Origin of the sequence: Chryseobacterium sp. MEBOG07, assembly GCF_021869745.1 — a bacterium.
Taxonomy (GTDB): Bacteria; Bacteroidota; Bacteroidia; order Flavobacteriales; family Weeksellaceae; genus Chryseobacterium; species Chryseobacterium viscerum.
This window is the reverse complement of record NZ_CP084579.1, coordinates 1,988,526-2,002,917: the sequence shown is the minus strand read 5'-3', so window position 1 is coordinate 2,002,917 and position 14,392 is coordinate 1,988,526. Positions and strand designations below refer to the sequence as shown.

The following is a 14,392-nucleotide window of genomic DNA, read 5'->3' as shown; positions in this document are numbered from 1 at the left end:
GTTTCAAATTATAAAACCATGAAATATGAAAAATAGATTCTTTATCCCCTTATTTTCAATCTTATTATGCTGCTTAGTATGGACTAGCACTTTCTCACAATCAAAATCTTATACGCCAGTCTCTCAGGAGCTCTACAATACCATCATGAAAAAGGACAGTATTCTTTTTAGCGCTGCCAACTCAGGAAACATTGAAAACCTTAAAACATTTTTCACGGAAAATCTTGAGTTCTTCCATGATGTTGGCGGTATTGCAAACTATAAAGAAACTATTGATAATTTTACCAGAGTCGCTAAAAACTATGCATACACCCGAAGAGTTTTAGTTCCCGGATCTGTAGAAGTATATCCTATTAAAGATTATGGAGCCATACAAACCGGGATCCATCAATTTTGCCGCTTGGAAAATGGTTCACTGATCAATTGTGGAACATTCAAATTTGTTCATATATGGAAACAAACCCCTGATGGATGGAAAATTTCAAGAGTGATCAGCTATGGGCATTAAAATAATTACATTTTATTTTTAATTTAAAAAATTACTCACTATATATCAATAGATTATGACAAATAATCACTTCATTCCATAATTTTAACATTTGTTAAAACGGCAACACCCACTCATTGTAAACAACTGTAAATAAATAGGTTATATTAAATTTCATATACAATGATTTGCATAACATTATTCCAGCAACCTGTATGGATATTAAAAAAAATGGTTATTTTTGCTCCAATTGAATAAAATTGCTTTTACGCTTTTTTATTAGTAAATTTATGTGCACCAAGTTGTAAAACATTAAAATTCATTTCATGAGAAAAATAATTCTACTTATTACATGTATGTTCGGTATTTCGGTTTTCTCACAGATTAAAGTGTTGAAAAATGAAAGTTTGGTGGAAATTGGTAAAGATAATTCCGTTGGTCTCTATAAAAAGGAAGATAAATTTACAGTCAACTACCAGGATCTGAATACCAGCAACCTGAATACGATCCGATCTTTTTCATTCCAGAATATCAATGGGGATGTCACGGGGTTATTTAAACTTATTATAGATGGTTTTATCTCTACTCCGGATGAGAATATTGTATTGGAACTTCCCAATGACATCATCGAGCTTCATTATGAAAAGAATTATGGTCAGCAGACCGTACAGTTTATCCAGGTCATCAACAAAAACCGAAAATATATAGGTAAATCACAGTTTTTGAACCAAAAACAGGTGGAGAAAATTTTTGGAAGAACCAATGGAAAGTATGCAATGTATGAAAAGCCTTCAGCTGTAAGCCCAACTGCGAATAAAGGAACTTCTAATACTGCTTCTACTGCTACTCCCACAACAGGGGAACCAAGAAAAAATCAAGAAAATAATTATATTTTATAAATATTGCGAAACTCATTCCATCGGATGAGTTTTTTTATTTTATTTTTGCAGAAAGACATTATAACTTATGCCGCTTCAGATAATCAATTTAACCAAAAAATTTGGGGAGCAGACTGCCCTTGACAATATCAACATTTCTATTGATAAGAATGAAATCATCGGACTTCTTGGCCCCAACGGTGCCGGAAAATCTACCTTGATGAAATCTATTGTCGGAGCACTGAAAATTGACCAGGGAGAGATTATTTTCAACGGTTTGAATATCTCTGACCACGAGATTGAAAGCAAAAAGAAAATAGGTTTCCTTCCTGAAAACAACCCGCTTTATCTGGAAATGTATGTGAAAGAATACCTTCAGTTTGTAGCTAATATTCACAAAATCTCTGCATCCAGAGTAGATGAGGTAATAGAATTGGTAGGAATTACCCCTGAAAAATCTAAAAAGATCGGGCAATTATCTAAAGGATACAAACAACGTGTAGGACTTGCACAGGCTATTATTCATCAGCCGGATTTACTGATTCTGGATGAACCTACGAACGGTTTGGACCCTAATCAGATCATTGAAATCCGTAATGTAGTAAAAGAAATTGGTCAGCAAAAAACGGTTTTATTATCTACTCACATCATGCAGGAAGTAGAAGCGCTTTGTTCAAGAGTGATTCTTATCCATAAAGGGAATATTCTTCAGGACTGCCCTATTGATGAGTTTAAAGGTAAGTTTGAAAGTCTGGAAGATGCTTTTGCTAGTTATACCGCATAAAGAATATGAAATCGCCCGAAAAAATTTCGGGCGATTTTTTAATTTTTAATGATATATCCTACTGGTACTTTCATGTGTAAAATCTCGTACTTTTTATAGTGGACCCAGAATTTATTTTTGTTATGAAAATCCTGGTTCATATATATCGTATCTTTTTGCGGCATAAGCACTATATAAATATTCTTGTCAAGAGTTCTTATTTTCTCACTTACAACAGTAATATTTGATAATTCTATTTTTGAAAAAGATAAATTACTCTGTTCGATTTTCGAAGTCTTTATATTCTCTATAAGCTCATTCTTAATCAAATGATCGCGTACTCTATCCATTAACATAAGTGAAATAAAACTAAAAAGAGTAACTAGCAAGGCTCTAGATTCTTTTTTTAAAATCTTACAATAAGTATAAATAAGGAAGGAAATAATAAAACTAATAATTAGAAGTACAATAATTGACTGAACTATATAAATCATTATTAAAATTTATTGCTTATTTTTTCTAAAATTAAGAATTGTTATCCGGTTTTTCTTCAATTACAGAAACCGTTTCTACATTTTTCTTCTGAACCTGTTCCAGCAGTTGAAGTCCCAAAAGTCCGCTGATTCCTCCATTTGCAGAATCTCCGCTTCCACTAATAAGAACGTCGGGCATTATTTTTACATTTTGTGAAGCTATATTTTCCATGATTTTCAATTGGGTGAAATTATTACCGCCCATTGCTTCCACCGATAATTTATAAGACTCCGCATTGGATTTACCTATGGCAAGAATTTTTTCCGCTTCCGCATTACCGGTCAATGAAATTTGTTCCGCACTTGCTTTTGCCAGCAATTCTATCTTTTCGGCTTCGGCTTTTGCAAGAAGTCTTGTTTTCTCGGCTTCACCTGTTGCTAAAAGCTGCAATCTGTCTCCTTCTGCATTCGCCTGTAGTCTCACGGAATTGGCATCTCCCGTTGCTTTTTTCACCGAAGCATCTGCAATTCTTTCCGCAATCAAAACTCCCTGATCTGCCTTTACAATTTCCTTCTGCATATCAGCAACAGCTGTTTCTTTTTCCAGCGCCTGACGTGTTTCCTGAGCCAGCATTTCAGTTTCGTAAGTAATTTTCTGTTCCTCTGCCAATTTTCTGTCCGTTAAAGTTTTCATTAAACTTTCCGGAGGAACAATCGCTCCAATTAAAGTATCAACTGCATTTACATTATATTGTTCTAAAACACTGCTGATATGGTCTTTTGCTGATTGCTGTCTTTCTTTTCGGGTTCCCAAAAAGGCAATCACATCACTATCCTGAGCCGAGTTTCTGAAATAGTTTCCAATCGTTGGCTCTAAAACCTGACTGACAAGATTGATCATATTTCCAAAACGGGCAATCACTTTTGGAGCTTCATACGTAGGAATATGAATGATTTGCGAAACATCAAGATTGAAAGGAAAACCGTCTTTACTTCGTACCGTAATGGTTGAAAGATTTTTATCGAGCTGATGAGATTCTATTCTTTCAAAAGCCCAGTTTAACACTAAATTGGTAGTAGGAACAAGTTCAACCTTCATAATATAAGGGTTAATCGGATATTTCCCGGGACCGATAGGTTCGGCCCAAACTCCTTTACGTCCTTTCTCAACAATATTTCCATGCTTAAAATCAACTCCGCTCAAATCTTTTCCTTCTTCTCCCACATAGCTGATAATTACTCCAACATGACCAATCGGAATTTCCGTCATTTTCACCATTTCAACTTTTGTAAACCATGGATTTAAGAAGTAAGAACCCGCCAGGATCACCTGCTCCTGAAGACCTTTGTAGCCACCATTATTTAAAAAAGTATCAACATCCTGAAACTTATTATGGTCATTGATAATTTTACCTGCAATCTGACCTTCTTCTAAAGGACTTCCCTCCATTGTCGTGATAACTCCCACTGCATTATCAGGAATCTGAGTCATATCCGTTAGTTCTATTTCAAACAACAACGTATTGATTCTGTAAGATCCCGGTGCAATAATCGCAGTTTGGCGGCCTTTTCGCCCTCCGTTTCTTAAAAAAGCTTCAGCATCCTGAAAAGAATCACAGTCAACTTTTCTAGCTAAAATCCTTCCTGTTTCTAATTCTGCACCATCTTTTGCCAATAATAATCCTATTTTACCAGTCGGGATCACTATAAAGGGTTGAAAATCGATAGAATACTGCCATATCCATTTTCTGAAATACACGCCAGGAGCTAATGTCTGAGCCTGAAAACCCGCTTCCCCATTAGTTGCGATAATTCTTCCTTCCGGAAGTTCCTGCTTACCTACCAACACGAATTTTTTGGTAACTAAACCAATTCTGTCCTGAGGCACAATGATTAATCCAAAGAAAATTCTCAAAATAAATTTGTAAAAAAGTACGCACAAAAGTGCAATTACAGCCGGAATCATCCAGCCATGAAAAGCTAATTCCATAGTTTGTTTGTTTTGTTTTTGATTAAATTTGAAAACAGGGATTTTGCTCTGGTTCTTCGGAATACGAAAAAACAGAGTACGAATTATATGATAATTCTTTCGAAAAAAATTAAGAAGTTATAGGAGGAGATGTATTAAAAATCGTGAAAATGATTTCTGATACTTTTAATAGAAAAAACTTAAAGTTAATTAGTTTCATTTTGATAATAAAGGAACGAGATCCTTTGATGGTACAAATGTACATAAGAAAAGTATTCACTTGTTTCAGAATCTGATAATATTTCACAAATAAAATGATAATTAATTGAAAATCAGTTCCATTATTTTCTAAAAACAAACATATTGTGACCTCAAACGTCTCTTTACCAGCCTTATACTTCTTCCTTACAATTGAAAAATGGCGCTATATTTGATAGAGTCTGAAATGTTAACCAATAACCATTTAATATGATAAAGCATATTTTATTAGGAACCTTCTGCTTAGCTCAGTTTTCTTTCGTTGCAGCTAAAGAAGTTCCGAACCCGAAAACAGATCGTTTTATAACCTCTTCTGCTCTTCAGCAGGTCCCTAAGACGGTTATTATTAAAACCAAAAAGTTTAAGATCAGAATCGACAAGCAGCCAAACGGCAAATACCTTTACCAATCATGGAATGCCAATGCAAAGATTACAGCAAAACCTAGCATGATCATCAGCGACGGTGAACTGATTCCTGATGGTTCAGGAGGAAATTATTATATTGCTTTCAACAATGAAGGCCACAGTTACCAGATCTGGAGAAATTACCTTACAGATTCTGCGAAAAAAGCACCTTATACATTGGTGGTAAACGATGCTAATGATCGTGAAATCGTGCGTCAGGATGGATATGTCGTTAAAAATTAGATTGTAAATGCAGGAAGATGGAAGATGGAGGCTGGAAGTTGATAGCCTCGTTTTTAGATCCTAAGGTCTTCCCAACTCTCTTATAAAATAAAAATCCTGCACTGGTGCGGGATTTTTTATGTTCCGGATTGTCTTAGTTCTGTAAATAGACTGCTTTCTTCGTAGCTTTCTTTGGCTGCATTGTAACCAATATTGAAAATCTCTTCCAGTCTGTCTTTTCTGCGTTCAAAAGTTCCGTAGGCAGATAGTTTCTGGGAAGAAATGAACCAGTCACAGTACTCAAATTTTATTTTTTCAATTCTGTAGGAAAGAAGGTCATAAGAACGGGAAACAATTGCTTTGATTGAGTTCAGATCTTTGATCTTAGCTTCATTGGGCGGAGATACAAATACACCGATCAGCTTATCACAATCATCCCTGATGATATCTGCAGGAAAATTGTTCAACACTCCTCCATCACAGTACATTTCCTCACCAATAATGTAGGGAGTCGTTATTCCGGGAATGGAGCATGAAGCAATGATGGCATCAACGATCTCAAAATCGTTGTCAAAAATCTTCTGGGTTCCGGCAACGAGTTCTGTTGCCACAATTTTCACTTCTATATCCAGATCTCCTAGTTTCATTTCATGAAAAATAGGTTTCAGATAGTTTCTGAATATGATTGAAGAAACGAGTCCCGGCTGATTGAATGTAAAATGTTTCCAGTTGAAAAAATAGATGGAATTAAAAAATTCCAGAATTTCTTCCGGCGTTTTTCCGATGGCATGAAGACAGCCTACGATAGATCCGGCACTACAGCAGGAAAGGATATCAACCTCAATATGTTTTTCCTGTAAGAATTTTAATACTCCTGCATGAGCGATTCCTTTGGTACCGCCACCCGATAAAACAAGTCCTACTCTCTCCGAATTCATTGAATAAATGTAAGGAAACAGCCCGATATAATGAGATTAATTTTTATAAATATGTTGATTTTAAAATTATTTTAATAAAATCTATAATATTTCGTCAAAAAATTCACTACAAAAAATCAGAATGGGATTAATTTGTAGTGCTCGTATGATGATCAATTAATATGTTTTAATACCAAACCTCACAGGTTTTTGAAACCTATGAGGTTTAGTTTACTATATTTCAGATTAGTAGTAATGAAAAAAAGCCTGGATTTCTCCAGGCTTTTATTATATCAATTTCTGTAAATTTCAGATTAAATGTGAATCACTTCACCGTAAGCAGCAGCAGCAGCTTCCATAATTGCTTCAGAAACTGTTGGGTGCGGGTGAATAGACTTGATGATCTCGTGACCTGTAGTTTCCAGTTTTCTAGCTACCACAGCTTCAGCAACCATATCTGTTACTCCTTCACCGATCATGTGGCATCCTAACCACTCACCGTATTTAGCATCGAAAATCACTTTGATAAATCCGTCTGTATTTCCGTTTGCAGTTGCTTTACCACTTGCAGAAAGAGGGAATTTACCTACTTTGATTTCGTATCCTTTTTCTTTAGCCTGCTTTTCAGTAAGACCTACAGAAGCTACTTCAGGGTGACAATATGTACATCCAGGGATATTACCATAGTCGATTTTTTCAACGTGCATTCCTTTGATTTTCTCAACGCAAGTGATTCCTTCTGCGGAAGCAACGTGAGCCAATGCCTGAGTTGGGATGATATCTCCAATTGCATAGTAACCTGGTACTGAAGTTTCGTACCATTCGTTTACCAATACTCTTCCTTTGTCTGTCTGGATTCCTACTTCTTCTAATCCGATGTTCTCGATATTAGCAGCAATACCTACAGCAGATAATAAGATATCAGCTTCAAGAGTGATGTTTCCATTAGCTGTTTTTACGTTAGCTTTTACTCCTTCACCACTTGTATCAACGCTTTCTACAGAAGCATTGGTCATGATTTCGATCCCTGTTTTTTTCAGAGATTTCTCTAAGTGCTTAGAGATTTCTTCATCTTCTACAGGAACGATGTTTGGCATAAATTCAACAACAGTTACTTTAGTTCCCATTGTGTTATAGAAATCAGCAAATTCTACCCCGATCGCTCCAGAACCTACAACGATCATAGATTTTGGCTGCTCAGGAAGAGATAATGCCTGTCTGTATCCGATTACTTTTTTACCATCTTGTGGCAAGTTTGGTAATTCTCTTGAACGAGCTCCTGTAGCAATGATAATATTGTTTCCTGAATATTCAGTTACTTTACCATCTTTATCTGTAACAGAAACTTTTTTTCCTTTCTGTACTTTTGCAGTACCAAGAATTACGTCAATCTTATTCTTTTTCATTAAGAATTCGATTCCTTTGCTCATTTTGCTGGCAACACCACGGCTTCTCTGAATCACATTCGGGAATTCAAAGCTTGCCTCCACTTTATTCAAACCATAATCTTCAGCATGGTTGATATAATGAAAAACCTGAGCAGATTTCAATAAAGCTTTAGTTGGAATACATCCCCAGTTAAGGCAGATTCCTCCTAAGTTTTCCTTCTCGATAATTGCGGTTTTGAAACCCAATTGTGCTGCTCTGATCGCAGTAACATATCCACCAGGACCACTTCCAATGACAATAATATCGTAATTCATTACTTTAAAAATTTTTATGCGAATTTAAGGAAAAATATTGGATGTTTCATGTTTCTGAAAACTGATCTTAAAATGCATTAACAAAGCTATTTTTATTTAATTTTACACAAAGAAAGAGAACACAAAACGTGCTCTCTTTCAATAAATTTTCTTTTACATTGAAAACTTCTCAAAGTTCAACCTATAAAAAACGGCTCTTTTAATTTTAATAACTGCAAAAATTCTGTATTATTTTGCCTGTCTAAGCAATCGCTTTTCAGTTGCATATCTTTGATTTAAGGCTTTCATCTGATCTCTCTTCATCTGTTTGGTAGCAAGCGGATGATTAAGAATCAGTTTTTTCTCCAGATTATATTTTTTGGTAAGCTCTTGCATTTTAATATTAACCAACTCGGTTTTTGACGGGTGTGGTGGAGCTGGCGGACGTTTCTGAGCAGAAACATTCATAGATAAACCTAATACTAATAGTGTTGAAATTAATACCTTTTTCATAATGTTCATATTTTTTTTGAATGATTTCAATCAATTCTATATTATTAATTAAATTCATTCAGGTTCATGACAAATCTTGCATATATCATACCAACATTTTTTCATACATTTATTTATCATTTAAATAAGCACTTATGAAAACGTCTGTGAAAAAAAATAATCTCTCCAAAGACAGCATCTGGATGAAAGAACCTGAAGACCATGATTTTCCTGCAGCACAGGATTATCTGGAACTTCTTTTCAAACCGGATGAAGCCAAAAAGATGGTTGATAAATTAAAGAAAGCTCCTACCATCACAAAAAAGTCGAAAGATATTTTAAGAGCCAGTAAGCTTGCCCTGCTTCCGGAAACCAATATTCATGTAAAAGAAAACTTGAAAAAAGTAGAAAAAAATAAGAAACTTTCGCCCATACTACTGGTAAGAGGTCAAAATGAACTGATTATTGCGGACGGTTATCATAGACTATGTTGCAGCTATTATCTTACTGAGGATCTGGAAGTACCCTGCAGATTGATTTAACTTTTTTTACTTATTCTTAAACCATAATGCAATATTTAATATTAAAAACATATAATTTATTCTTTATTAGGTGAGTTTTGCATCATATTTTTTTTATTTTTGTTTGAAACCAATCTTATAAATATGAAAAAATACATCTCAATCCTTTTATTTGGAGCTCTACCTCTTTCCGCGCAAGTAGGGATCAATACTTTAACTCCAAATAGTACTCTCGCCATCAATGGTTCACTAAGGGCTGGATATACCCAGATCACTGCTACAACGTATAACATTCTGTCAACGGATCATTATATCACTTATAACGGAACAGCAGATGCAACCTTCACACTTCCTGTCATAGGAACGGGCACAGCAAGTTATACAGGAAGAATTTATAAAATCAAAAACATTTCTCCGAATGCGATTACGTTACAGGCATCCAGTGGTAATACCTTAAGAATTGACAGCAGTCCGGTGGCTTCATTTGTAATTCCTACAGGGGCTTATGCTGAAGTGGTCAACAACAGCAATACTACGGGAGGAACATGGGATTTGTCTTTTACAGTTCTTCCTAAACCAAGTAACGTGGAAATTTATGGTACGCAGGTTTTCATACCTCCTCATAGACTTGGGACAGCACCTGTTGCCGACTGGACTGCTCATGGTAATGCAGGCTATGATACAGGGGCTGCCAACGACAGATGGTGGATCATCAGTAAAACATCGGTAGATAATGCCCATACTGCCACCTATACCAATGCAAGTAGAATGACTCTTGTTTATGAATATCAGGGTACTCCTTTTAATGTTTCCAATATGTATCCTATCCTTACCGCAGGGAACAACTCAAGTTTCCCTGATGTATTTACTGCATCATTTGTAAGTCTAGCCAACGATGGTACTGCCGGAAGAACCAGACTTACTGTGTCTGTAGCACGTATTGATTTTATGGGAAATAACGGATCTAATAACAGTAACTGGACAGGAACATTCTTATTGAACGTTCTATTAGCCAGAAAATACTAGATATCTTCAACAATATATACGTAAAAAGAGCAGAAATTTCTGCTCTTTTTCATTGTTATAAAACTTCAATATTTTGTTTTAAAGGAAGGTTCTTCGATGAATTCCCTACCATAATTCTATACATTCCTTTTTCTACAGCCCATTCCATTTTTTCATTTAAAAACTGTAGTTGTTTTATGGGAATTTCAATAGTGACAGACTTTGATTCTCCGGGCTGTAATTCTATTTTCTGAAACCCTTTCAGTTCAATAACGGGTCTTGAAACGGTAGCCAATAAGTCTTTTACATACAGTTGAACAACTTCACTTCCGGCCCTTGAGCCTGTATTTTTCACATTGACTTTAGCAATAATAGTGTCATTTTCTGAATATTTCGCTTTGTCCAGCTGCAAACCGGAAATTTCAAAGGTCGTGTAACTTAATCCGAACCCAAACGGATACAGTGGTTCACCACTCAGATCATAATAATCATTCCCTCTTCCTGTTGGGTGGTGATTATAGGTTAATGGTAATTGACCTTCCTCCGTGGGAAAAGTGATGGGTAATTTTCCGGAAGGATTTTCAACGCCGAAAAGAGTCTTTGCTACTGCGTTTCCCCCTTCTTCTCCCGGATACCAAATATCTAATATTGCTCCTACTTTATCTTTCCATGATGTTGTTTTTATGGCTGAGCCACCAACTAAAACCACTGTTGTCGGCTTATTTAATTTTGAAACTTCATGAATAAAAGATTCTTGATTTCCCGGCAAACTCAATGAGGCACGATCCTGAAATTCACCTTCATGAATTCCGACAGTGACAACGATATAGTCTGCATTTTGAGCAAGATGTAAAGCTTCTTTAAAATCATTCTGGTAATCATGCAGACCATAGTTCCAGATCAGTTCAAGGTTGGCTTCACCACGATTTTCATGAAATTCAATGGTAATGTCATATTTTTTTCCTTTTTCAAAATCTACATGTACTGTTTTTGTGGAGTAGCTTAGTTTTTCCCATTGGTCAATGAGTAATTTTCCGTCCAGGTATAATCTAAAACCATCATTTCCACGCAATCCCAATTGATAGTTCCCGGAATCCGGAGCTTCCAGTTTCCCAGTCCAGCGAATACTGTAATGATCCGGCTGGAGCTTTGCCGGATCGGGAGAATATAAAGTCCACTTGAAATTGAACTGCTCATCCTGTTTTTCGAAAGCGGGATTTCCTTTTAAATCGGTATTGGAAAAATAGCTTCCTTTTAATCCTTTTTTATTTTCTGAGGATAAATATTCATTAGAAATCGTGTTGAAATCTTTTATATTCCAATCGATTCCTTTTGAATAAATAATTTCTATATCTTTATTTTTAGTATAGTTTTTAATCCCGTCCAGAATATTTATTTTTTTGTTTCCCGGTCCGGAATAGCCGCCTAATCTTGCATCCAAAGCATCTGTTCCCACTACCAGAATCTTTTTCACATTTATAGGAACAGGAAGGGTACCGTTATTATTCTGGAGTAAAACAAAAGATTCTACAGCCGTTTTTTCTGCTAAAGGTTTATGGTTAAGCTTTTTTAATTCTTCAATCTGCTGAACTGAAACATAAGGATTTTCAAATAATCCTAGCTCAAACTTGGCTCTCAATACTCTTGAAACAGCATCATCAATTCTTTCTTTTGAGATTCTTCCATCTAAAAACGGAGGAATAAAGAGCTCATAATGCTTATACTCTGTCTGAAAAATCACGTCTAATCCTGCATTAATCGCTTGTGCAGAAGCATCATCATAATCTTTTGCTGTAAAATGGAGTACATTTGCTCCTCCTACGGCACTCGCATCACTGATGACAAAGCCTTTAAAATTCCAGTCTTTTTTTAATTTTTCTGTCAGTAACCAATGGTTGGCAGTTGCAGGCCTTCCATCCAACAGGTTATAAGAGGTCATCACGGAACGGCTTTTCCCTTTTGTAAAGGCGTTATTGAATGGTATCAAATGGGTTTCCTCCAAATATCTTTTACTCCAATGAATGGGGTATGAATCTCTTCCTCCCTCGCCCACGTTGGCTAAAAAGTGTTTGGGCGTAGTAATAATTCCCTGATTTTCAAATGAGCTTACAAAATTCACTCCCATTACGGAAGTCAGAAAGGGATCTTCGCCATAGGTTTCCTCTGTTCTTCCCCATCTTACATCGCTGGCAAGGTTTACTACCGGTGTAAGAATTTGACGAATTCCTCTCAATTTTGACTCTTTTGCAATCGCTGTTGAAACTTTGTTCATCAATTCAGGGTTGAAAGTTGCTGCAAGCCCTATTGCCTGTGGAAAAGCAGTTGCTCCTTCCCGAACTAATCCATGTAAAGCTTCATCAAAAGGAATAATGGGAATTCCCAACCTTGATTCTTCGACAAAATATTTCTGAATGGCGTTGATCTTTTTTGCTAATTTTTCAGCATCTTCATTGGCATTGTATTTCAGTAATTGTCCTGCTGCTCCACCTCCCTGGTTTCCTGCACTTACCTGCAATCCAAAAATCCCATGAGCATATTGGCCTTTGGAAACATGATCCAAATCTCCGGGAATCATAAAACACTGCCAGAATTTTTCCTCAGGGGTCATTCTCTTCAAAAGGTCCTGAATTCTGGTTTCAATGGGCTGTTTTGAATCTTTGTATAAAGGTTTTTGAGCAGAAATAAATATTGAGCCCAACAAGAAAATTCCTATAATTTTAAATCGAAGTTTAAAACACATCTCAAGAATAATTTAGTTTAAAATTTGTTCTTTTACCTTAAAGCAAAAGAACCAAAAGTTCAAGAATTGGAACGCTCATATAAAAATGAGTCACAAATTCAACTATTGCATTATTTGAACTACAGTTGAATATTTTAGCTGAGTTCTTTCTTTAGGTAAATTAATTTCAATTGAATTCCCAGATTTTTTCCATTGAATTTTGTTTGATAACCCTAAAACTTTCAAGGATTTTGGTTTAAAATTATCAGGAATTGTAAAACTTAATGTTGATGGAGACTCATAATTTGTTTTTTCATCCAAGTGAAAAATATTCACTGTTTTTCCATCTTTGCTTTGTGTATAATAAAAGTTTACTTCGTGATATGGCGCAATAGTACGGGTTGCAAAAACTGCAGACTGATTTTTATCCATCCAACCGGAAATTTCTTTTAATCTTTCATATACGATGGCATCATAATCTCCATTGGGACCCGGAGCAATATTCATCAGGTAGTTTCCTCCTCTTGAGATGATTTTTACTAAAGTCTCTATGATCTTTTGGGAGGTTTTATAATTATCATTGGGAACGTAGGAAAAGGAATCTCCCATTGTGATACAGCTTTCCCAAGGGATAGAAAGAGCGTGTTCCGGAACGGCCTGCTCCGGGGTAATATAGTTTTCCCATTTCCCAGGAACGGTACGGTCTACAATGATGATCCCGGGCTGATTTTTTCTCGCCATTGTTCCTATTTTGTCCATATCAATATCCTGCTCTACTTTGATGGTACGCTGCCATTCTACTTTCGGATCTATGGTGTGAAAAGGACGAACCCAGCCCCCATCCAGCCAAAGAATATCCACTTTACCATAATTGGAAGTGATCTCATTCAGCTGATTGAAGGTGAATTTTTTAAAATTCTCCCATCTTTCCGGATATTTCTTAGGATCATAATTAACATTTCTGTCTTTCGGCGGAAAGTAAGACCACCAATAATCATCGGAATGCCAATCCGGTTTTGAGAAATAAGCTCCTATTTTAAATCCTTCTTTCCGAAAGGTATTGAAAATCTCTTTCGTGACATCTGATTTTGGATTTTTTGAAAATGGGGTTTTAGAAGAAGTAATCTTATAATCTGATTGTTGAGTATCAAACATCGCAAAACCATCGTGATGCTTGGTGGTAAAAACCACATATTTCATTCCGGCTTTTTTTACAGCATCAGCCCATTTTTGAGGATTGAACTGAGTTGGATTGAAAGTTGTCTGAAGGTTTTCATAATTCTTTACATATTCGTCATAAGATTTTCCATGTTCAGGCTTTCTCTGTGTCCACGATTCATCTTCAGGGCATAAACTCCAGCTTTCAACAATTCCCCACTGGCTATAGGTTCCCCAATGCATAAAGAGTCCGAATTTCATATCCTGCCATTGTTCCAGATTCTGCACAACAAGTGGATCTGTGGGTTTCTGATATCCATCGGATACATTGTGGGCTTGTGAAAACACCACTGAACTGATAAGAAGGGATGAAAGGAAAAAGGGTTTTATTTTGGGTATAACCAGCATATGGAATAGTTTTCCGCTAATTTAATTATCCTTTT

Annotated in this window: 12 protein-coding genes; 6 read left to right on the top strand and 6 right to left on the bottom strand. The window is 35.9% G+C overall.

Going from position 1 to position 14,392, the window contains the following annotated elements:
* The first annotated feature begins 25 nt into the window (after positions 1–25).
* The 3 genes from LF886_RS09110 to LF886_RS09100 all read left to right on the top strand — a co-directional run bounded on the left by LF886_RS09110 (position 26) and on the right by LF886_RS09100 (position 2,149).
* Positions 26–508 (top strand): nuclear transport factor 2 family protein, encoded by a 483-nt coding sequence (locus LF886_RS09110; RefSeq protein WP_236853804.1) that lies wholly within the window; start codon positions 26–28, stop codon positions 506–508.
* A 305-nt stretch (positions 509–813) separates the two neighbouring features.
* Positions 814–1,386: a hypothetical protein gene (locus LF886_RS09105; RefSeq protein WP_236853803.1), complete on the top strand. Its 573-nt coding sequence runs from the start codon at positions 814–816 to the stop codon at positions 1,384–1,386.
* Between the two features lie 67 nt (positions 1,387–1,453).
* A complete protein-coding gene (locus tag LF886_RS09100) occupies positions 1,454–2,149 on the top strand; it encodes an ABC transporter ATP-binding protein (RefSeq protein WP_236853802.1) in 696 nt (231 codons plus the stop codon).
* A 504-nt stretch (positions 2,150–2,653) separates the two neighbouring features.
* On the opposite strand, the gene LF886_RS09095 is transcribed toward LF886_RS09100, so the two are convergent.
* Complete coding sequence (locus LF886_RS09095) at positions 2,654–4,591, bottom strand: SPFH domain-containing protein (protein WP_236853801.1); 1,938 nt, start codon at positions 4,589–4,591, stop codon at positions 2,654–2,656.
* Between the two features lie 447 nt (positions 4,592–5,038).
* On the opposite strand from LF886_RS09095, the gene LF886_RS09090 reads away from it, so the two are divergent.
* Positions 5,039–5,476 carry a hypothetical protein gene (locus LF886_RS09090; RefSeq protein ID WP_236853800.1) on the top strand — a complete coding sequence of 146 codons (438 nt, stop codon included), beginning with the start codon at positions 5,039–5,041 and terminating at the stop codon, positions 5,474–5,476.
* Positions 5,477–5,592: 116 nt separating this feature from the next.
* Here LF886_RS09090 and LF886_RS09085 read toward each other — a convergent pair whose 3' ends face one another.
* The 3 genes from LF886_RS09085 to LF886_RS09075 all read right to left on the bottom strand — a co-directional run bounded on the left by LF886_RS09085 (position 5,593) and on the right by LF886_RS09075 (position 8,567).
* Positions 5,593–6,393, bottom strand: a complete 801-nt coding sequence (locus LF886_RS09085; protein WP_236853799.1) for a patatin-like phospholipase family protein — start codon at positions 6,391–6,393, stop codon at positions 5,593–5,595.
* Positions 6,394–6,686: 293 nt separating this feature from the next.
* Positions 6,687–8,075 carry a dihydrolipoyl dehydrogenase gene (gene lpdA / locus LF886_RS09080; protein ID WP_152289994.1) on the bottom strand — a complete coding sequence of 463 codons (1,389 nt, stop codon included), beginning with the start codon at positions 8,073–8,075 and terminating at the stop codon, positions 6,687–6,689.
* Between the two features lie 228 nt (positions 8,076–8,303).
* Positions 8,304–8,567: a hypothetical protein gene (locus LF886_RS09075; protein WP_228447824.1), complete on the bottom strand. Its 264-nt coding sequence runs from the start codon at positions 8,565–8,567 to the stop codon at positions 8,304–8,306.
* Between the two features lie 134 nt (positions 8,568–8,701).
* Here LF886_RS09075 and LF886_RS09070 point away from each other — a divergent pair, with 134 nt between their 5' ends.
* Together LF886_RS09070 and LF886_RS09065 are read left to right on the top strand one after the other, a co-directional pair.
* A complete protein-coding gene (locus LF886_RS09070) occupies positions 8,702–9,088 on the top strand; it encodes a hypothetical protein (RefSeq protein WP_236853798.1) in 387 nt (128 codons plus the stop codon).
* A gap of 123 nt (positions 9,089–9,211) precedes the next feature.
* On the top strand, positions 9,212–10,093 hold the full coding sequence (locus tag LF886_RS09065; RefSeq protein WP_236853797.1) for a hypothetical protein: 882 nt from the start codon (positions 9,212–9,214) through the stop codon (positions 10,091–10,093).
* A 55-nt stretch (positions 10,094–10,148) separates the two neighbouring features.
* On the opposite strand, the gene LF886_RS09060 is transcribed toward LF886_RS09065, so the two are convergent.
* Positions 10,149–12,773 carry a glycoside hydrolase family 3 N-terminal domain-containing protein gene (locus LF886_RS09060; RefSeq protein ID WP_236853796.1) on the bottom strand — a complete coding sequence of 875 codons (2,625 nt, stop codon included), beginning with the start codon at positions 12,771–12,773 and terminating at the stop codon, positions 10,149–10,151.
* Positions 12,774–12,914: 141 nt separating this feature from the next.
* Positions 12,915–14,357 carry an alpha-L-fucosidase gene (locus LF886_RS09055; RefSeq protein ID WP_236853795.1) on the bottom strand — a complete coding sequence of 481 codons (1,443 nt, stop codon included), beginning with the start codon at positions 14,355–14,357 and terminating at the stop codon, positions 12,915–12,917.
* Positions 14,358–14,392: the final 35 nt, after the last annotated feature.